The 20,148-nt window shown below is 39.7% G+C and carries 19 protein-coding genes; 9 read left to right on the top strand and 10 right to left on the bottom strand.

The window, feature by feature from the left end; translation table 11 throughout:
- Positions 1-52: 52 nt before the first annotated feature.
- A complete protein-coding gene (locus PTT44_RS05190; protein ID WP_195728735.1) occupies positions 53-985 on the bottom strand; it encodes an IS5-like element ISAha1 family transposase in 933 nt (310 codons plus the stop codon).
- Between the two features lie 41 nt (positions 986-1,026).
- Between PTT44_RS05190 and PTT44_RS05185 the strand changes: the two genes are divergently transcribed.
- From PTT44_RS05185 to gltS, 5 genes are all read left to right on the top strand, one after another.
- Positions 1,027-1,500 (top strand): hypothetical protein, encoded by a 474-nt coding sequence (locus tag PTT44_RS05185; RefSeq protein WP_168158843.1) that lies wholly within the window; start codon positions 1,027-1,029, stop codon positions 1,498-1,500.
- Between the two features lie 7 nt (positions 1,501-1,507).
- On the top strand, positions 1,508-2,155 hold the full coding sequence (locus tag PTT44_RS05180; protein ID WP_273795555.1) for a hypothetical protein: 648 nt from the start codon (positions 1,508-1,510) through the stop codon (positions 2,153-2,155).
- Positions 2,156-2,220: 65 nt separating this feature from the next.
- Positions 2,221-2,436 (top strand): hypothetical protein, encoded by a 216-nt coding sequence (locus tag PTT44_RS05175; RefSeq protein WP_168158841.1) that lies wholly within the window; start codon positions 2,221-2,223, stop codon positions 2,434-2,436.
- 415 nt (positions 2,437-2,851) lie between these two features.
- Complete coding sequence (locus tag PTT44_RS05170) at positions 2,852-5,074, top strand: TonB-dependent siderophore receptor (RefSeq protein ID WP_168158840.1); 2,223 nt, start codon at positions 2,852-2,854, stop codon at positions 5,072-5,074.
- A gap of 202 nt (positions 5,075-5,276) precedes the next feature.
- Positions 5,277-6,500 carry a sodium/glutamate symporter gene (gene gltS / locus PTT44_RS05165; RefSeq protein WP_168158839.1) on the top strand — a complete coding sequence of 408 codons (1,224 nt, stop codon included), beginning with the start codon at positions 5,277-5,279 and terminating at the stop codon, positions 6,498-6,500.
- A 230-nt stretch (positions 6,501-6,730) separates the two neighbouring features.
- Here gltS and PTT44_RS05160 read toward each other — a convergent pair whose 3' ends face one another.
- The 3 genes from PTT44_RS05160 to PTT44_RS05150 all read right to left on the bottom strand — a co-directional run bounded on the left by PTT44_RS05160 (position 6,731) and on the right by PTT44_RS05150 (position 9,871).
- Positions 6,731-7,216 carry an Lrp/AsnC family transcriptional regulator gene (locus PTT44_RS05160; RefSeq protein ID WP_004696532.1) on the bottom strand — a complete coding sequence of 162 codons (486 nt, stop codon included), beginning with the start codon at positions 7,214-7,216 and terminating at the stop codon, positions 6,731-6,733.
- 216 nt (positions 7,217-7,432) lie between these two features.
- Entirely contained in the window at positions 7,433-8,797 is a 1,365-nt protein-coding gene (locus tag PTT44_RS05155) for an amino acid permease (protein ID WP_168158838.1), read from the bottom strand.
- A 216-nt stretch (positions 8,798-9,013) separates the two neighbouring features.
- Positions 9,014-9,871, bottom strand: a complete 858-nt coding sequence (locus PTT44_RS05150) for an alpha/beta hydrolase family protein (protein WP_168158837.1) — start codon at positions 9,869-9,871, stop codon at positions 9,014-9,016.
- Positions 9,872-9,994: 123 nt separating this feature from the next.
- On the opposite strand from PTT44_RS05150, the gene PTT44_RS05145 reads away from it, so the two are divergent.
- Positions 9,995-10,453, top strand: coding sequence for a hypothetical protein (locus PTT44_RS05145; RefSeq protein WP_078424894.1), 459 nt, complete (start codon positions 9,995-9,997; stop codon positions 10,451-10,453).
- Positions 10,454-10,520: 67 nt separating this feature from the next.
- Here the strand turns inward: PTT44_RS05145 and PTT44_RS05140 are convergent, their stop codons facing one another.
- Positions 10,521-10,757, bottom strand: a complete 237-nt coding sequence (locus tag PTT44_RS05140; RefSeq protein WP_004696541.1) for a hypothetical protein — start codon at positions 10,755-10,757, stop codon at positions 10,521-10,523.
- A 493-nt stretch (positions 10,758-11,250) separates the two neighbouring features.
- Positions 11,251-12,537 (bottom strand): branched-chain amino acid transport system II carrier protein, encoded by a 1,287-nt coding sequence (brnQ, locus tag PTT44_RS05135; RefSeq protein WP_058951725.1) that lies wholly within the window; start codon positions 12,535-12,537, stop codon positions 11,251-11,253.
- A gap of 350 nt (positions 12,538-12,887) precedes the next feature.
- Between brnQ and map the strand changes: the two genes are divergently transcribed.
- Positions 12,888-13,682 (top strand): type I methionyl aminopeptidase, encoded by a 795-nt coding sequence (gene map / locus PTT44_RS05130; protein ID WP_168158836.1) that lies wholly within the window; start codon positions 12,888-12,890, stop codon positions 13,680-13,682.
- A gap of 302 nt (positions 13,683-13,984) precedes the next feature.
- On the opposite strand, the gene PTT44_RS05125 is transcribed toward map, so the two are convergent.
- Positions 13,985-14,893: a LysR family transcriptional regulator gene (locus PTT44_RS05125; protein WP_168158835.1), complete on the bottom strand. Its 909-nt coding sequence runs from the start codon at positions 14,891-14,893 to the stop codon at positions 13,985-13,987.
- Between the two features lie 111 nt (positions 14,894-15,004).
- A complete protein-coding gene (locus PTT44_RS05120) occupies positions 15,005-15,436 on the bottom strand; it encodes an HD domain-containing protein (protein ID WP_094148173.1) in 432 nt (143 codons plus the stop codon).
- A 62-nt stretch (positions 15,437-15,498) separates the two neighbouring features.
- Between PTT44_RS05120 and PTT44_RS05115 the strand changes: the two genes are divergently transcribed.
- A complete protein-coding gene (locus PTT44_RS05115) occupies positions 15,499-15,825 on the top strand; it encodes a hypothetical protein (protein ID WP_168158834.1) in 327 nt (108 codons plus the stop codon).
- A 41-nt stretch (positions 15,826-15,866) separates the two neighbouring features.
- On the opposite strand, the gene glnG is transcribed toward PTT44_RS05115, so the two are convergent.
- Both glnG and glnL read right to left on the bottom strand, forming a co-directional pair.
- Complete coding sequence (glnG, locus tag PTT44_RS05110; RefSeq protein WP_168158833.1) at positions 15,867-17,348, bottom strand: nitrogen regulation protein NR(I); 1,482 nt, start codon at positions 17,346-17,348, stop codon at positions 15,867-15,869.
- A complete protein-coding gene (glnL, locus tag PTT44_RS05105) occupies positions 17,335-18,444 on the bottom strand; it encodes a nitrogen regulation protein NR(II) (RefSeq protein ID WP_004696555.1) in 1,110 nt (369 codons plus the stop codon). Before glnL ends, glnG begins: the two co-directional genes overlap by 14 nt.
- A gap of 351 nt (positions 18,445-18,795) precedes the next feature.
- Here glnL and rimO point away from each other — a divergent pair, with 351 nt between their 5' ends.
- Complete coding sequence (rimO, locus tag PTT44_RS05100; protein WP_004696556.1) at positions 18,796-20,139, top strand: 30S ribosomal protein S12 methylthiotransferase RimO; 1,344 nt, start codon at positions 18,796-18,798, stop codon at positions 20,137-20,139.
- Positions 20,140-20,148 lie beyond the last annotated feature (9 nt).

Below are 20,148 nucleotides of genomic sequence, written 5' to 3'. Positions count from 1 at the left end.
GGCTTTGTTGCACAAACATTCAAAAGCTAAACTTCTTCCAAGTTATCTAAATTTAAGTGGCAACTTGGGTGTGAGGTCGACCTAAATCTGTAAATTTATTTAATACGGCCACACGTGCATGAATCTCATTGACTTGGCTTTGAAAGTTTCTCGCACGGAGTTTATCGCCTAATAATTTGATGCAATGCATCTTGGTTTCTATCAGACTTCTGCGATGATAGCCTGACCAATTTTTCCATATTGTTCTTCCTAAACGTTTAACTGTTCGAAGTAATTCATTTCGCTCTAGCGAGCTGGTCTTTGTATCTTTCCAAGGTTTCGCATTTTTTCTTGGCGGAATCACCGCATGTGCTTGTCGGTCTGCAATTACTTGACGGCATTGCTTGGTGTCATAAGCCCCATCAGTATAGACAGAGTCAATCTGCTCATCTTGTGGAATCTGATCGAGTAAATCACCAAGCACTTGTGAATCACTCACATTATTTGTAGTGAGTTGAATAGCGCGTATTTGAAGGGTTTCAGCATCTATACCAATATGAAGTTTACGCCATTGGCGACGATATTCAGGTTGGTGTTTCTTACGCTTCCATTCACCTTCGCCTAGAAACTTTAAGCCAGTAGAATCGACGAGTAGCTGGAGGCCATTACTGCTTTTTTGATAGTTAATTGCAATATCAATATGCTTTTGTCTTCTGCAGATGGTGGAATAGTCTGGTGCTGTCCAATCTAATCTACAAAGATGAATGAGACTTTGCACAAAGCCAGTGACCATGCGTAAAGAAAGATGAAATAAGGATTTGATCATTAAACAGCATTGGATGGCTGTATCTGAATAAGTTTGATTTCGACCATGTTTACCTTTGGGTTGAGCGTACCATTGAGTCTTGGGATCAAACCAAATTGAGAGATTTCCTCGATTTATTAATGCACTGTTATAAGAAGACCAATTGGTTGTACGATAGATTTTAGGTGTGGGCTTATTCATTTGAGAATTATATTGTGGAGTAAGCCTTTAGAGATAGGTTTGTGCAACAAAGCCACTATAAAAATACACCTTTGTCAAAAAGTAAACCATTACATAGAAGTAGCTATAGATATCAATTTGAAGAGCTATATTTAAGAGTTTTAGCATTCTCAGATCGTTTAGATATTTATAATGGAAAGCTCTCAAGTTTCCTTAATGATTTTATGGATGATAATAAAAATCCTAATGATCTAATTTTAACAGACTGGAAAAACAACTTATTAGCAACATTAGATATTGTTTATCAAGATGTAAGAATTTCTAAATTTAGTAAATCGGTGGTAGAGGCAATACTATTTGGTGTATACAAAAATTTAGATAATGTTAATTTAAAAAATTCTGAATATTTTATAGAGCGAGTAACGGAACTTCGCAAAGATACTAATTTTTCTTTAGTTTCGTTGAAGGAAGGTTTGGCTAGCAAAGAAAAAGTTAAAGGGCGATTAGGTGTAGCTCTAGAAATTTTCAGATCTTGAGATTCATATGTCTACAATTGATGAGATAAGTAAAGAACTAATATTAAGTAACTTAAGTAAGTTAGATGAACTGTATTCAAATAGTTCATTTGATGAAATTGAACCTATTCTTTATTCGAAATTAGCATTGATTGAGTATTGTGGTTGGCTTGAATGTTCAATTGATATTATTATGAATAAAATAGTTGACCATGTTCAAAATAGCGTTTTAAGAAAAATAGGTGAGAATACTATTAAAAAAGTGGCAGGATTTAGTTACGATAATCATTTTATTATGTTGTTAATTCAAACATTCGGTATTGTGAATACTGATAAACTTTATCAAGAATTTCAGGAAGGTGGAAAACTAGATATACTTCGTTCAAAGTTAAATAATGTTGATTTGATTAAAGCTCGAAATAAAGCAGCTCATACTTATCATAGTGATATTACTGCTTCGTATAATGCACCGAATTTATATATCAGTGAAGTAGAAAAAATTCATGAAATTTTGGTTGATATTTATGATTATGTTAATGGTGTGCTAACTTCAGAAACTTCAGAAACTTCAGAAACTTCAGAAACTTCAGAAACTTCAGAAACTTCAGAAACTTCAGAAACTTCAGAAACTTCAGAAACTTCAGGCGGTGAAAGTACTGAAAATTTATTAGCTTAGGTGGCGAAAGTTAGAGGATAATCTAGTTAGTATAGTATTGTTATATATCATTGGTCGAATTTAATATGCCCAAACAATCCCGATTTCTCTGCATAGGCGGTTTCCTCAATGGAACCCAAGTCAAAGACCAAGGTGATAGCTTTATCTGTGTGGAAAATGGTAAACAAGTGACCTACCGAAAAATGGAGATTTTCCATCAAGACTCGTGGGATCAAGACTACTATGTGTGTGAAACTACGACAGATCAACAAGCCAAAAACTGGGTCTATGACATCGATTAACTTCTCGACAAGACTATGAGTTAAAAATAGACCAAAATACACTTGGTCTATTTTTTTGTTGCTATCTTTATAATTATAAAAAATTAGAGCATTATAAATATCTATTGTTGTTTTTTTACCCAGTTTCCCGTGAAAATGAACGTATATCTACAATACAAATATCTTAAATCTAAATTAAAGATGTATTTGCTAATGATAATTAGTATCACTTGCGTTATTTTTTGTTTATAATTTTTCGAAATGGATTGATATGTAATGACTCAAACCGCTGAGATGTTCGAAAAGGATTTTACGAATCTTAGTATTTGTGATGCTACAAAGGTGCTTGTTTTACTTAAGCATAGTAGGCACGTGCGCACTTTAAAATTATCAATTCATTGTCTTATTTTTTCTCATTAGCTGTGAATGTCCTGATATGTTTAAACGTCCTTTGTCTACGCAAAAGCCACTTTATTTGGCGATGCAAATTATTTTCCTATCTTCAACTGCCATGCTGTCTATAACACACGCAAACACCGTGGAAGAGGATGAGGCGAATGCAACGTCTCAGCCAAATGCACAGTTGGCGACCATTACCCTTACAGCCCAAGATAAAACAGCAGTTACCGAAAATACAGGCAGCTATACGACGAGTAGCACAAATACCGCAACCAAGTTAAATTTATCACTGCGTGAAACACCGCAAACGGTAAAAGTGTATACCCGTGAATATTTGGACGATCGTAATATCGATTCTTTCCAAGATTTACTCAATAACATTACTGGTGTTTCTACAGTTCGTACCGATGAGCGTCAACGTGCTTATGCGCGTGGTTTCGAACTTGATTACTACTTGGTGGATGGTTTACCAAGTACCTTAACTTTGGGTGCAGGTGATCCAGATCTCAGTATTTATGACCGTGTCGAAGTGGTAAAAGGCGCGAATGGATTAATGACAGGCGCAGGTAACCCAGCGATGGGCTTAAATATGATTCGCAAACATGCTAATGCTAAAGAGTTTACAGGCAAGGTGGATGCGTCTGTTGGCTCATGGGATAGTTATTCGAGTTCGGCGGATTTATCTGCACCGCTCAATAGTGATGGTTCGTTACGTGGTCGTGTATTTGTCAAGCACTCTGATGAACATTCGTACATGGATTTCTATTCTAAAGAACGTAATGTAGCTTATGGTGCAATCGACTATGACTTAAGTGATAAAACTGCATTATCATTTGGGGCGACCTATCAAGAATTAAATCGGGATGGTGTACGTTGGGGCGGGTTACCAGCATTTTACACCGATGGCACACGTACCAATTTTGATCGTTCTCTCACGGTGAGTTCGGATTGGACTTATTGGGATGTGACTTCTACTGCATTCTTCGCAAGTTTGAAGCAAAACCTATTTAAGAATGTCGATTTAAATGTAGCTTACTCTTACCGTCGTGATGATACTGATAGCTTTATTTTCTATACTTCAGGACAAGTTGATAAAGCAACCAATACCATCGGTATTGAAAATGCATCAGTTTATAAAGATCATAAACAAAATGATGAAAACAATGTTGATGTGTATATTTCTGCACCTTTTACCGTTGCAGGACGGAATCAGGAAATTGTCATTGGTGGTTCGTGGAATAAAGCCGAGCTGAAAAAGAACATCTATGGTCAAACCTTTGTTTCAAATAATCCAGCATTAACTAAACAGAATAATATTGATTTATTAGGACAGGATGTTATTGATTTTAATAACATGAATACCCATTTGGTTGGTTCCTTGGAAATGGATAAGACCAATCCGTTGAATGAAACCACGCAAACTTCGGGTTATATCTCAGGGAAATTCCATATTCTAGACCCATTAAAAGCAGTTGCTGGTTTACGCGTATCGAGCTGGGAATATGAGTCTGAAACGGGTGCAGGTAACCGTAAGTTTGAAAATGAGTTGACGCCATATGCCGGTATTATTTTCGACTTTGCTAAAGACTACTCATGGTATGCAAGTTATACCAGTATTTTTAAACCGCAAAGCAGAAGAGAGAAATCAGGCGATTATTTAGACCCGATTGAAGGTAAAAGCTACGAGACTGGTTTCAAAGGTGAGCTATTTGAGGGTCGTTTGAATGCTGGATTGGCAATATTCCGTATCGAACAAGATAATGCAGCGGAGCTTTTATATGATGCTAATGGTGCGAATGTAAAAGTGGATGGGACCTCTGAAAACGCTTACTACGGTACAGATGGTGTCGTGAGTAAAGGGGTTGAGTTGAATGTTGATGGTGAAATCAATGATAACTGGGGTATGAGCTTTGGCGTGGCAAATTTTGATGCCAAAGATGCTAAAGGAAATGATTACAACACGACCAGTTCACGTACCACAGCAGACTTATTTGTGAAATATAAAAATGAAGCCTGGTATGCAGGCGCAGGTGTAAATTACCTAAGCAAAATTTATACAGGTACTGGTGCAACACGTATCGACCGTGGTGACTTATATCTTGCCAATGCAATGCTCGGTTATAAGTTTGATCAAAATTTCAGTGCGCAAGTAAACGTAAATAATATTTTCGACAAGAAATATTATGAAGGGATTGGTGCAGCGGCAATGGCGTGGGGTGCTCCGCGTAATGCAACACTTAGCTTTAATTATAAATTCTAATTTTTAAGTAACGCTGCTATAAAAATAAAAAGACCCAATTGGGTCTTTTTATTTTTACGATGATTAATTCTTAAAATACTGAGCTCAGTTTTAAAACATCATGTAATCTAAAGCATAGAAATTGTACATTGAGAAACTTTAGCCTGTTCACCACTGACTTATCTGTTTTAGAATTAATGCAATAAGCATCATTGGATATCTCATGAATTATCAATTCGATGCATTTATGACCATTGTTGCAGCAGTTGCTGTGCTATTGGTCGGTTATGTATTTGTGAATAAAGTCAGTATTTTAAAAAAATATAACATTCCCGAACCTGTTGCGGGTGGGTTGGTTGCAGCTGTTATCACTTATATCTTATTTAAAAGTTCAAACATAACTGTCAACTTTGATACCAATATTCAGCAAATTTTTATGCTGATGTTCTTCACCTCTGTGGGGTTAAGTGCAAGCTTAGTTAAGCTCAAAGAAGGTGGGAAGTCTCTGCTTATATTTTTGGTCTGCGTTATTGTATTTGTCCTGTTGCAAAATGTGGTCGGTATTAGCCTTGCCAAAGTTTTAGGTCTAGACCCGCTGATTGGTTTAATTACTGGTTCAGTCACACTCACAGGTGGTCATGGGACAGCAGGAGCGTGGGGCACGATATTTGAAAATGAACACGGTGTGCAGGGTGCGATTGTACTGGGCATGGCAAGTGCAACATTTGGTTTGATCATTGGCGGGGTAATAGGTGGACCTATCGCTAAATTTCTGATACGTCGCTACCAGCTGGCTGAAGAAATTCCAGCAGCAACAGGGCGTAATGAAGCGCCACCCTCAGCACAAACGGCGCCATTTGAATTTCCTGAAAAAACGCGTCTGATTACGGCAGATGATGCGGTCAAAACCATGGGGATGTTTGCAATTTGCATCAGCTTTGCATACTTCATGACAGCGGTGGCTAAAGGGCAGTGGTTTGAGCTACCAAGTTTTGTTTGGGCGCTAATGTGTGGTGTGGTTTTACGTAATATTTTAGAGCATGGGTTGAGAGTTCAGGTTTTTGACCGCTGCATCGATGTATTTGGCAATGCTTCACTGGCACTGTTTTTAGCCATGGCGTTAATGTCCTTACAGCTTTGGTTGTTGGCAGATTTGGCTGGTCCACTGGTGATTATCCTGATTGTACAAACACTGTTCTTAGCACTTTATTTGTACTTTGTGACCTTCCGTGTGATGGGTAAGAACTATGATGCTGCGGTACTTTGTGCAGGCCAATGTGGTGTCAACTTAGGTGCGACACCGACAGCAATTGCCAATATTCAAGCGGTAACCAATACCTATGGACCATCCCATAAAGCCTTTTTGATCATTCCGCTGACGGGTGCATTCTTTGTTGATATTGTGAATGCTTTTGTGATTCAGCTCTCAATTGGTATTTTGGGTTAATATTTTTAGAGATGATACACTTAATAAAAAAGCACCTTGGGGTGCTTTTTTATTGGCTACCATTTTGTATTTGAATGATTTTCACTATCTAAAGTATCAGTATTTAAACTTATAGACATTAAAAAGCCCCATGGTTAGGGGCTAGTCGTATGCACATCTAAGGCACATACTGTAAGAGGCTCATCTCATACTGCGTGTATTAAACCACATTTACACAATATTTGCAGCAATCACTCAATCATAATGAGGTCAGATTTATTTTCGAGTTTCAAAGGACGTAAGGCAAAAATTGAGCGTGTATGACGTACACCTTTCATTGAGTATAAGTTTTTACGCAAAAAGCGTTCATAGTGTTCTGCATTTTTCACTGCAACTTTGAGTAAGTAGTCGTAATCGCCAGTCACTAAATGTGCTTCAACCACTTCAGGCATGTAAGCCAGTGCTTCACTAAATTGCTCTAAGATTTCATCATCATGGCGTTCAAGCGTAATTTCAATAAAAAACAGCTCATTAATCCCAATGGCTTTTGAATTAATCTTTGCTGTATAGCCTTCAATGATGTTGAGATTTTCTAGGCGTTTTACACGTGTCCAGCAAGGAGAAGAGGACAGCCCAACTTTCTCAGCCAACTGGGTAACGGTCAAACGGCCGTCTTGGCGAAGTTCAGACAAAATACGACGGTCAATTTTATCTAAAACGTAGTGAGCGTCATTCATAACGTATTCCTGCGTATAATTTTCTTTATAAACTATTTTATATGAAAATATTTCTCAATAAATACTCAAAATAAGCAAATAAAAGAGAAACACTCTGCATCGGTCATGACTACAATAAAGTGATTCAATCAAAGTCATTTGGGAAATTGGCTTTGATTTGCAAACAGCGGCTTTAAAGGGAAGGGTGCCTTTTAACGGCGCTGTTTGCTGACTTATTTATTGTATTTTTTGCGTTTTTGATCTTTGTTTAAACCAGTAAGTTAGGGTTAAGCAGCCAATCCAAAGTGGAATCAGCATCACTGCAATTCGCATATCAGGTGTGAGCCACATCACCACTAAAATACCAAGCATAAATACAATACAGATATAGTTGCTGATAGGGTAAACCAAAGTTGGAAACAAGGTTGATTTTTGTAATGCCAGCATACGTTGCTTGAATTTTAAATGGGTCAACGCCAACATCATCCAGTTAATCACAATGGCTGAAACCACAAGACTCATCAGTAGTTTAAAGGCTTTTTCCGGAAAGATATAATTCAAGACGACACACAGTAAGGTTACCAATGCAGAGCATAAAATGGCTGCATAAGGAATGCCGCGTTGGTTAATTTTCTTTAAAAACTGTGGGGCATTGCCTTGTTCTGCCAGACCTAATAGCATACGACTCGTGCCATAGCTGGTACCGTTATACACCGATATAGCTGCGGTTAAGACCACAAAATTCAGCACAGTTGCAACGCCTTGACTGCCTAAGGAGTCAAAAATCAAAACAAAAGGACTACCGCCTTCTGCGATTTGATTCCATGGAAACAAAGAGAGCAGAACGATGATCGTAAGCACATAAAACAGTAACACACGGTAGACAATTTGATTAACCGCTTTAGGAATTGTTGTGGTCGGGTTTTTAGTTTCCGCAGCTGCAATACCAACGAGTTCAATCCCGCCAAAGGAAAACATAATGATGGCCATCGCCATGATTAAGCCAGAAATCCCATTGGGAAAGAAACCGCCTAGAGCCCAGAGGTTGGAAATAGAGGCATGTGCACCACCGTGACCACTTGCCAGTAACCAAGCACCATATCCAATCATGCCAATGATTGCGAGAATTTTAATCATGGAGAATAAAAATTCTGTTTCACCAAAGACTTTGACATGCAGCAGGTTGATGGCATTGATCAGTACAAAGAAACCAAGCGCTGAAATCCATGTGGGAATTTCAGGCCACCAATACTGGACATAGAGGCCGATGGCACTGAGTTCCGCCATGCAGACCAAGACATTGAGCACCCAATAGTTCCAGCCCGACATAAAGCCGGCAAAAGGGCTCCAAAACTTATAGGCAAAATAACTAAAAGAGCCACTCACGGGTTCTTCAACCACCATTTCACCCAACTGGCGCATCATGAAAAATGCAATTAAGCCCGCCAGTGCGTAGCCTAAAATAACGGAAGGGCCAGCCAGTTTAATGGTTTGAGAAATGCCTAAAAATAGGCCTGTACCAATAGAGCCGCCTAAAGCAATCAGCTGAATATGGCGGTTGCTCAGCCCATGCTTAAGCTGGGGTTGCTGTTGTGCAGACATGATTCATCCATCTCTAGCACATGCGATAGACATCACATGAACTATGACTTAATAAAAATTCGTGGTGGAAATATAATATTTATTTATTGATTAATGAAATTAAATTTATCAATAGCGTTGGTTTTTATCTAAAAGCTGCAATTTTGCGGTGAAAATAAAGCCAGTCAAGCAAGTGCTGCTTGAACTGGCGACAGGCTTGACTTGATATGTACCGCTTTAAGATGAAAGCTGTGCTGCAATTTCAGGCCATATGTTTTGATGGGAACGCTTAAACATCGCCATATGACCAATGGCTTTGTGGCCATAAGCCTGTGGTTTGAGTTCAATTTGATCTGTTTGTGCATTTGGGTAAAGGCTGAGTAAGCCTTTGACATTCACTTGCGTAGCAATTTCATCATCCGATGCCCAAATGGCTGTGATTGGACAGCGAATATCACGGTGGAAGTCATCTTTTACTGTTTTGCCGAAGGCATTGATTACATAACCCGGTTTGCTGCAAAACTGTGCCCAATCACGCGCCACATCTTTGGGTAGGTTTTCGCCCATGCCAATGGCATTGGTCGGTCCATAGCCTAAGGTATAACGTGCAATAGGGAAGATTAGTTTAAACATCACAGGAGCCAGGAGTTTAGTACGACCTTTCAAATCTTTTACGTGTCCTGTTGAGCCTGCAACAGCAACGACTTTTGCGACTTTTTCATAGTTTGGGTTAATGCCTAAAAGTTGCCCGCCTGCACTATGACCGAGCAAAATGACTTGTGTCGCTTGGGTTTTATTCAATAACACCTCCATCGCCGCTGGGATATCCAATTGCCCCCATTGCACGATGCTGGCTTTCGACTTTTTAAGTGGTTCATGCAAAGACTCACCAATGCCGCGAAAGTCAAAAACCAAAACGGCATAGCCTTGTTCTGCAAGCCATGATGCAAAATGGTGGTAAAACTGTTGAGTAATACCTGTGGCAGGGCAGATTAAAACAGGTAGGGTTTGTTGTGTACCTTGCGCTGCATAAAAGCGTCCACTGAGTGAATAATGGTCAGAGCAGGTAATAGCTAAAGTTTCGTAATTTTGCATAATCGGTTAAGCATAGAAATTTTTTCTACTCTACCTAAGTTCCAAAAAGAAACTTGTCTAATCTATGACTTTGAAGTCAAGTAGATCTGTATAGAATAGAGTGAAAATAAAAAAGGAAAACACATGCAGTTTGTTGAATTAGATATGTCGGTAAAATTTGCACTTTTGTTTAGTGGGATTTTTCTGTTTGTTGGGATGCTGACAGGGGTATGGAAATATGCACAAATACGCCATTCACCGCAGTTTCGCGCACACTATTATGTCGATATCGCCCACCGCAGCAGTTTGTTATATGCACCTGCAAGTTTAATTATTGCGGTAATGGCCGCAATTTCAGTCTGGCCTGAACCTGTGAACATGCTGTTTGTGGGAATTAATTTATTCTTTTTTAGCTTCTCTATACTGAGCTATATTGTGCATGGGGTATTGCAAGACACCAATAACCAATTTCGTAGTCCGCATGTTCTAGGCAAATGGACTTTACCCAAATCAATCATGCTGATGGCAATGATGGCATTGGTTGTGGGGGAAATTGTGGCGACGTTGGGTTTGTTGTGGGGAATGTTTTTAGGTTTGTTTTAAGTTGTTCTTATAGTTTTTTAATTTTTATACTTTTACAAAGGTGGATGACTAATCATCCACCTGTTTGCTAGTCAATTGACTGTGTGGCCTTTCGGAATTTTTGATCGACCACTGCCCATAAATAAAAGGCAAATGATACGACAATAGCGTAAGCAAAATATTCAGCTTTAAGGTTACCTTGAATTAAGCCATGCATGATCATAATGACCATCAGGGCAATGGTGGTACTTAAATACGTCACCATATTCTTGTTTGCCTTCAGAGCGTTAATGAAGACTTGCTTGTTGAAATGTAATGATAACATCTCCATCCCTCCTTGAGTTTTTGACTAAAAACCAATGTGTTTAGTCGGATTAGTTCTTAATGTTGTACTGCTAAAACTTGCGTTGATCAAGAGCAAAAACAACTATTTTTCAGAGAAATTATGCTATACCAATCAGAAAATATGTATGTAGCATTTTTTTAGTGAATAAATAGTATTTCGTTACGGTATAAGATGGCAAATAAATGATGCATGTAAGCTTATACATAGATTATATAAAGCAATATTGATGCCATGAATGGCTTGCTAGGACAGGCTTTAAAGAATTTTTTATTTTCTAATATTAAATTTATAAGAGATATGAAGGTGTTGATATACGACTTTAGCGGTGTATATGAAATGTGTCAGTATGTACAAAAACTGATGTAGAAAGAAATGAAACAATATGTGTCCATTTGGATAAAATGTGACAAATATTGATCATGCTTAAAATCAGGTTTGGGTAAAACCAGACTTTAACAACATCAGTTTTTGCTTACTTTTTCACTTTGTCGATTACAACGGCAATTGCAAAAACCACTAATGATGGAATAAGCCATGCAAGGTTTTGTTCTGCAAGAGGTAAGTGAGTTAGCGCATAAGGCAGTTCAAAGTTCGCAACTTTTAAACCGTCTAGAATACCAAAGACCAAAGACACTGCTGTAACAGGTGCAATCACTCGGCGAGGATGATTAAAGAATTTCCAGCCAAAGCTCAGCATAATCACCACAATTGCAGGTGGATAAATTGCACTTAAAACAGGCACAGAAAAGGCAATGAGTTTGGTTAAACCTAAGTTTGAAATAATGAAAGAGAAACCAATCAGAATGAAGACCCAAACTTTATAGCCAATTTTAGTGATTGAACTGAAATATTCAGCACATGCACAGGTCAGGCCAATCGCAGTGACCATACACGCAATAAAAATCATGGCAGAAAGGAAGATAGAACCTAAGTCACCAAATGCATGTTGAACATATGCATGCAGGATCACTGCACCATTGCTCGCATTTGCTGCGACTTCATGGCTTCCAAGGCCAAGTTTAAATAAGCTGAGGTAAACTACAGTTAAACCAATACCAGAAATGATACTCGCAATAACTGCATAACGCGTAATCAGTTTAGGGTTGCTGACACCGCGTGAACGAATGGCTTGAATAATCACAATACCAAAAACCAAAGCACCTAAAGTGTCCATGGTTAAATAACCATTTACAAAACCTTCAGAAACAGGGCTGTCGACATAATTATTGATGGCTGGCGGAACGAAACCCGTTGGAATCATCATCGCCGCAATGCCAAGGATGGCTAAAGATAAAATCTTCAGTGGCGAGAGTACATAACCAACCGTGTCTAAAATCTTGTTTGGATACAGTGAAATGAGGGTGACTACACTAAAGTAGATTGCACTGTAGATCAGCAAGCTACTGCTTGATGTTCCAAGATAGGATGAAAAACCAATTTCATAAGAAACGGTTGCAGTACGTGGTGTCGCAAAGAGTGGCCCGACAGTTAGGTAACACGTAATGGTTAAAATCAGGCTGGCTATTTTACCCAAAGGTGAACTTAAAATTTGAATCGAACCTTCGACACGTGACAGCGCAATAATGGTGATTACAGGTAAGCCGACAGCAGTGATTAAGAAACCAAAAGCTGCTAACCATACATGCTCACCCGCTTGTTGAGCCACAATCGGTGGAAAGATAATGTTGCCCGCACCAATGAAGAGTGCGAAAGTCATAAAACCCAAAGCAACAATATCCCGAGTACGCAGACTTGTCATAAAAGGGAGATCGAGTTGAACAAAGGGGACGATTTTAGTGCATATGTGTTTTTTTGGCTAATTTATTTCATGGGTAGTATTAAATTTTTTTATAAGATGAAAAGTGAATATATCAACTTGTAAAAAATAGGTTGATATATGTGATTGATTATCCATTTTAAAATAGAAAAATTATAAATATGAAAAGCTTGAGGCACTGTTTTTCCTAAATTAAAAGTTGTAGTGCAAATGCTTTAAAATTACACAAATTATTTAGAGGTCAGTTGTTGAAGGCTAGCCTAAGATTTAAGTTTGAACAAAAATATTGAGAAAAGGTCTATACTTGCGACTTCATAATTGAGGATATTTCAATGCGTGGCTTAAATGTGAGCATAAAAACTGAACAAGATGTAGAAAAACTTCGTATATCTGGTCGTTTGGCTGCCGAAGTTTTAGCGATGATTGGTGAGCATGTAAAGCCGGGTGTCACGACTGAATATCTGGATGATATTTGTCATGACTTCATTGTAAATACCTTAAAAGTGACGCCTGCCAATATTGGTTATCATGGCTATACCAAAACCACCTGTATTTCTCCAAATGAAGTGGTCTGTCACGGTATTCCATCGCCGAATGTTGTACTCAAAGATGGCGATATTATTAATATTGATGTGGCGATTATTAAAGATGGCTACTTTGGTGATACCAGTCGTATGTACTATGTGGGTACAGTGAAACCGGAAGCCAAAAAGCTAGTCGATACGACTTATGATGCAATGGTTGCAGGTATTCATGCTGTGAAGCAAGGTGCAACTTTGGGCGATATTGGTTATGCCATCCAGACAGTTGCACACCGTGAAGGGTATAGTGTGGTACGCGAGTATTGTGGTCATGGTATCGGCAAGGTTTATCACGAACAGCCAAGCGTATTGCACTACGGTCAACCAGGTAAGGGGATGCAGCTTAAAGCGGGCATGGTGTTCACGATTGAACCGATGATTAATATGGGCAAAGCGCATGTCAAAGAACTTAAGGATGGTTGGACAGTCGTGACTGCAGATAAGTCTTTAACTGCGCAATGGGAGCATATGGTACTCGTGACTGAAACAGGTTTTGAGTTACTATCACCTTGGCCTGAAGGTACGGGCACTTATCCAGAAATTTAAGTTGATGTTTTGTAGGTGATTAAATTTTAGACTTTGGTCTAGCTTTGTAGCCTAAAAGCTAAATTAAGTCTTAGAAGCAATAAGTGATATTTCTGAAACCCTTTATTTGTCGTGTTTTTGATATTTTTTGATTAAAACTTATACATGTAAGCTATTGGTCTAAACTTTATTTTGTCACTAAAATTGTTTCCAAGATACTCGCTGTAGTTTCTTATTTTGAAAGTTTATGAGCTTATCCACCTCGGTTAAGCTCTTTTTTTTGCCTCATGGATTGGCTCAATGTCATTGAGCATGTGTAGGGTTTAAAGTGATTTATTTGAGCTAAGGTGTTCAATTAAATAGTCAATAAACACACGGACAGCAGGCAGTAAACCACGGCGTGAAGGATACACCGCATGAAAAATACCGTGTGGTGCTTTCCAGTCGGGCAGGACACGAACCAGCTCACCACTTTTCACCATATCTTGTACGATGCTATCTGGAAGTAATGCAATGCCGCAGTCTTTACGGACCAGTTGAGCCAACATACTCAAATCAGAGCCCATCACTACAGGATTGACGCGTATTTTCTTTTGTTGCTGTGCATCATTATGCACGATGATATGTTGATCTAAATGCTCATCAACCATACTGAGTATATGATGTTGGCTTAAATCTTCAGGTTGTTTCAGTTCGCCAAATTCATTTAAGTAAGCTTGGCTGGCAAATAAATGCTGCTCGATATTTTCAAATTTACGAATTACCAAACTTGGATCATCGTCTAGATTGGAGCGAACCCGCAGCGCGATATCAAAACCTTCGTTAATAATATCCACACGGCGATTGGTTACCATCATTTGCACTTTAATTTCGGGATAGGTTTTTAAGAAGTTCGGTAAAATACGTGCAATTTCATTTTGTGCAATCGATACAGGCAAACTGAGTTTAATGACCCCACGCGGTTGTAAACTGAGATGATCGACCAAATCGTGTGCGGCTTGTGCTGCATTCATCATCACTTGCGCATGACGGTAAATATTCATACCAATATCGGTCACTGCGAAGTGTCGAGAGCTGCGTTGAATTAGGCGTACACCCAATCGTTCTTCGAGGTTATACACGCGTCGACTGAGCTTGGATTTAGGAATATCTGTTGCGCGTTCGGCTGCGCTAAAACCACCATGTTCAACCACTTGAGCAAAACAATAAAAATCATCTAAATCGCTTAACATTCACCATGTCCATTTGTGCAACGATAGGCTTAATTAAAAAGTGATCGTTTCAGTTTGTCAATTTTGAAATTGTAGAGATTTAATTGAAAATACTCAGTTATTTTAAGGGTTTCACTGAGTTTTCGCTTGTTTGAGTATTTCAAGCACCTCTTTATATTCTTCAAGTCGTGCAAAGTCGCGTGCTGTTGGGTTGTTTATGCGCGAAAGGTTCATATTATCGAGTACATCGACATATTTTACTTGGGTTGCAAGAGGGTTTAATGTAGTGCGCTTAGCCGCTTCCAAACGTGATTCACCTGTTTGTTTGGTCAGTGCTTGTATGGATTTAATGATCTCGGCACTAAAGCCAAGCGCTTCTAAGTCTTCAGCAGTCGTTGCGGTGTCTTCCAAAATGTCATGCAACACCGCAATGATTTGTAGGGTAGGATTGGAAAATTGCAACATGAGGCGTAATGGATGCAAGATGTAAGGTTGTCCGCCCTTATCGAGTTGCCCCGCATGTTGGGTTGCAGCCAGTGCAATGGCTTTTTCTAAAGTCGACATGATTATTCTAGGTACTTTATCCTATGCTAAACTTCGCAGCATCTTTGTTTAAAAACTAAATTATGACTTATCAATTGATCCCACTAGACTGTGAAGCGACAGATCCCGTAGCGTGTCCACACTGCCAACAACAGGTAATTGATTGGTCTCATGAACAATACGTTCAGCCTTGTGAACATACCTTATTTATTGCGATGGATATTGGCTTTGAATATATCACAGATGAATTTGAAGCGACTATGCAGCGCAGTGTTGATGATCTCCATGCACATGATGATCAAGTCATTATGTTTGAAGAGTTAACTCAAGCCAGTTACCCAAATTTTATCATGTTAAAAGCACCACTTGGTGTTGAAGGCTATTCACGCTATTTAGGCTTTACGGCTTAATAAATAAAAGCGCCATTGTGGCGCTTTTATTTGAATCTGCCTTAGTTTTCTAAAGCTTCTTCTTCACTTTCATCATCTGCGGTATCCATACCTAGCTCTTTAAGTTTACGCGTAAGGGTGTTACGCCCCCAACCGAGTAACTCAGCAGCATGCCGTTTACGGCCACGGGTTTGTTGCAGCGCAGCAATGATCAATGTACGTTCGAACATTGGGGTTGCGATATCGAGGATTTTCATCTCGCCATTTTTCAGCTTTTGCACAGCCCATTGACCCAACAACTCATCCCAATGGTGGACTGCAATCCGATCTAAGTTTTGCGCGGCTTGCGCATCTTCACCTGAGCGGGTAATTGGAATTTGCTTCAGCTCTGATGGTAAGTCTTCAGGATAAACTTCACGCCCTGTAATCATGACCGTTAACCAGCGGCAGGTGTTCTCGAGCTGACGTACGTTTCCTTGCCAAGGCAGCTGTTGCATATATTCTTGCGTTTCAGGGCGAAGGATTTTAGGGCTGACGCCTAATTCTTTGCCTGCACGTGCCAAGAAGTGTTGCGCTAACATTGGGATGTCTTCGCTACGATGCGCCAGTTTTGGAATGTGAATGCGAATTACGTTCAGACGGTGATATAAGTCTTCACGGAAGCGACCATCATGTACCAATTTTTCTAAGTCTTGGTGCGTTGCCGCGACAATACGTACATCCACTTTTACTGGGATATGCCCACCGACACGGTAAAACTCGCCATCAGCTAGAACACGCAGTAAACGTGTTTGCGTTTCGAAAGGCATATCGCCAATTTCATCTAAAAACAGTGTTCCGCCATTGGCTTGTTCAAAGCGACCTTGGCGTTGTGTATTTGCCCCTGTAAAGGCACCTTTCTCATGACCAAAAAGCTCTGTTTCAATTAGGTCTTTTGGAATTGCAGCCATGTTGAGTGCAATAAAAGGTTTACTGCTACGTGGTGAGTGGCGGTGTAAAGCATGTGCAACCAACTCTTTACCTGTACCTGATTCACCATTAATTAACACTGTAATGTGTGATTGAGACAAACGACCAATCGCACGGAAAACTTCCTGCATAGCAGGAGACTCGCCAATGATTTCGGTCGATTGAATCGGTTGTACAGTTTTTGCCGACTCTTGCTGCTGCATTTTGGTGATGTGCAAAATCGCACGATTCACCAAGGCTAATGCTTCATCAATGTCAAAAGGCTTGGGTAAATACTCAAATGCACCCGTTTGATAACTTGAAACAGCAGACTCTAGGTCAGAGTGAGCCGTCATAATAATGACAGGTAGATCAGGATAGTTGGCTTTAACTTTCGCTAAAAAAGTTAAGCCATCGATGCCGGGCATGCGAATATCGGTCAAGATCACATCGGGTGCATCTAAACTGAGCTGGTCTAAAGCGGATTGAGCTTCTTCAAAACTTGTGACGTCGAAACCTTCTTCTTTGAATGTTTTTTCCAGCACCCAGCGCATGGCGCGATCGTCATCAATTACCCATATTTTATTTCGCGACATGGTTTAACTCCCAAGGTATATATAAGCTAAAAGTTGTTTTTCCGGGAACAGATTGACATTCAATCATTCCGTTATGTTGATGCATAATATTTTGCGCAATACTTAAACCTAGTCCTGTGCCTTTAGCACGACCCGTGACCAGCGGGTAAAACACAGATTCTAAAATTTCTTCTGGAACGCCTGGACCATTGTCTTCGATATCAATCCGCACTACGGAGCGTTGCAGTACACCATTAATGGTCACTAAACGTTGAATACGGGTACGTAACATCAGCTCAGGTTGGTGGTCGACAAAGAACTCTTTATTTTCAGTCATGGCTTGCACTGCATTAACGCTAATGTTCAGCATGACTTGTATTAGTTGATCACGATCGGCCATCACTTCTGGTAATGACAAATCATAATCACGGGTGATCTTAATTTTCTTTTTGGTCTGATTGGTAATGAGTGAGCGGACACGCTCTAAAGGTTCATGTACATTGACCAACTCATAACTTGGGAGCTGACGAGAACCAAGCATGGTGTCTGCTAAATTACGTAAGCGATCGACTTCACTGATAATAATGTCGGTGAACTCGCTATATTGCGGATCATTGAGGCTACGCGCTAACAGTTGTGTAGCGCCGCGAATTCCGCCCAACGGATTTTTAATTTCATGTGCAACACCACGAATGAGTTGGCGTGCGACCTGATGTTGTTGTAAGAAGTTTTCTTCCTTGGAAATTTTGAGCATCCGATCAATCGGGTTGATCTCAATTAAAAGCAAAGGATGATAGGGCTTATTTGAATTCAACTGTGACACGGTATAGTCAACATGAATATCTTTAAAGTTGACCTTAATGATGGCTTCACGGCGGGTGTAGTGTTGTCCCGAGTTTAAAGTATTGAGAAGAGCTTCTTCTGTATTGAACTCATCATTGGGTGCATGGAGTAAATTAAGCGCAGGTTGACCAGAGGCACGTAAAAGACTGATATCAAATAATGCTTCGCAAGAGGAATTTAAGTAAAAAATATTTAATTTACTGTCGACCAATAAAATCGCAGTGGTCAAATTGTCCACTAAAAGGCGATAGTCGATAGAAATAGGGTGATCCATTAGCGAATGTATCCTGTATTAAAATAGCGCAATGGCATCTTGATAAAGCATTAACCGTTCCAAATAGCGGACTGAATTGATGCAAATAAAGCAAAATGCACGCCAACTTTGATTTTGTATAGTGAAATGAGCACACTTTTTTTGCGGAATGCGCTGTAAATGAACGATTAGCTAAAGATATAGCGGATTCTAAAAATCAAGTAAACCGAAAGTGGCTTAAAATGGTGCGTTATGTTAATTCTACTACAGTGTTGGTTTTATTTTGGTGCATTAAACAAAGAGTGTGGAATCGATCTGTTTTTATAAACAGAAAAGACATACAATACGCGCATTCTAGTGGAGCGCAGATTCATGAAATCCCCCAAAGTCGGTTTTGTTTCTTTAGGTTGTCCTAAGGCATTGGTTGATTCCGAACGAATTTTAACTCAGTTGAAGACTGAAGGTTATGATGTAGCATCAGATTATGACGGTGCGGATTTAGTTGTTGTAAATACCTGTGGTTTTATTGAGTCTGCAGTGCAAGAGTCTTTAGATGCCATTGGCGAAGCCATGAGTGCGAACGGTCGTGTAATCGTTACGGGCTGCCTAGGTAAAGACGAAGACAAAATTCGCCAAATGCACCCAAATGTCTTAAAAGTGACAGGGGCGGCTGCATATCAAGAAGTGATGGAAGCTGTGCACCAATACGTGCCTGAGCCACCAAAACACAACCCATTTATTGACCTTGTTCCAGAACAAGGGATTCGTTTAACGCCGAAGCATTATGCGTACTTAAAAATCTCAGAAGGATGCAACCATCGTTGTACCTTCTGCATTATTCCAAGTATGCGTGGTGACTTAGTGTCTCGCCCAGTCGGTTCTGTTTTAGAAGAAGCGGCTGCGCTTAAACGTGCCGGTGTAAAAGAAGTACTCGTTATCTCCCAAGATACTTCTGCTTACGGCCTCGATACCAAATACAAATTAGACTTTTGGAATGGTCAACCTGTTAAGACGAAGTTCTATGACATGTGTGAGGCCTTAGGTCAACTCGGTATTTGGGTGCGTTTGCACTATGTATATCCATATCCACATGTGGATGCAGTGATTGACTTGATGGCACAAGGCAAAATTTTGCCTTATTTGGATATTCCATTCCAACATGCCAGCCCAAAAGTTCTAAAACTGATGAAACGACCTGCGCATAGTGAAAATACACTTGAGCGTTTAAAGCTGTGGCGTGAAAAATGTCCTGACTTAGTAATTCGTTCAACCTTCGTTGTGGGTTTCCCTGGCGAAACTGAAGAAGATTTTGAAATCTTGCTTGAGTGGCTAAAAGAAGCACAACTTGATCGCGTAGGCTGCTTTACCTATTCGCCTGTTGAAGGTGCGACAGCAAACGACTTGCCAGATCACGTGCCTGAAGAGATTAAGCAACAGCGTTATGAACGCTTTATGGAAGTGCAACAGGCGATTTCTGCTGCAAAACTTCAAAAGCGTGTTGGTCAGAAAATGACGGTGCTGGTCGATGAGCTTGATGAAGAATTCCCAGTTGCGATTGCACGTTCATACGCAGATGCTCCTGAAATTGATGGCAATGTCTTTGTGGAAGATATTGATAAAAGCCAGATTAAATCAGGCGATTTGTTAGAAGTCGAAATTACCGATGCAGATGAATATGATCTGTATGCACAATTGATTTCGATTAAATCGAATTAAGACACAAAT

Source organism: Acinetobacter sp. Gutcm_16, from assembly GCF_028649355.1.
Classification (GTDB): Bacteria; Pseudomonadota; Gammaproteobacteria; order Pseudomonadales; family Moraxellaceae; genus Acinetobacter; species Acinetobacter johnsonii.
Note: the sequence above shows the minus strand (reverse complement) of the source record. Positions and strands in the feature narration are given on the sequence as shown.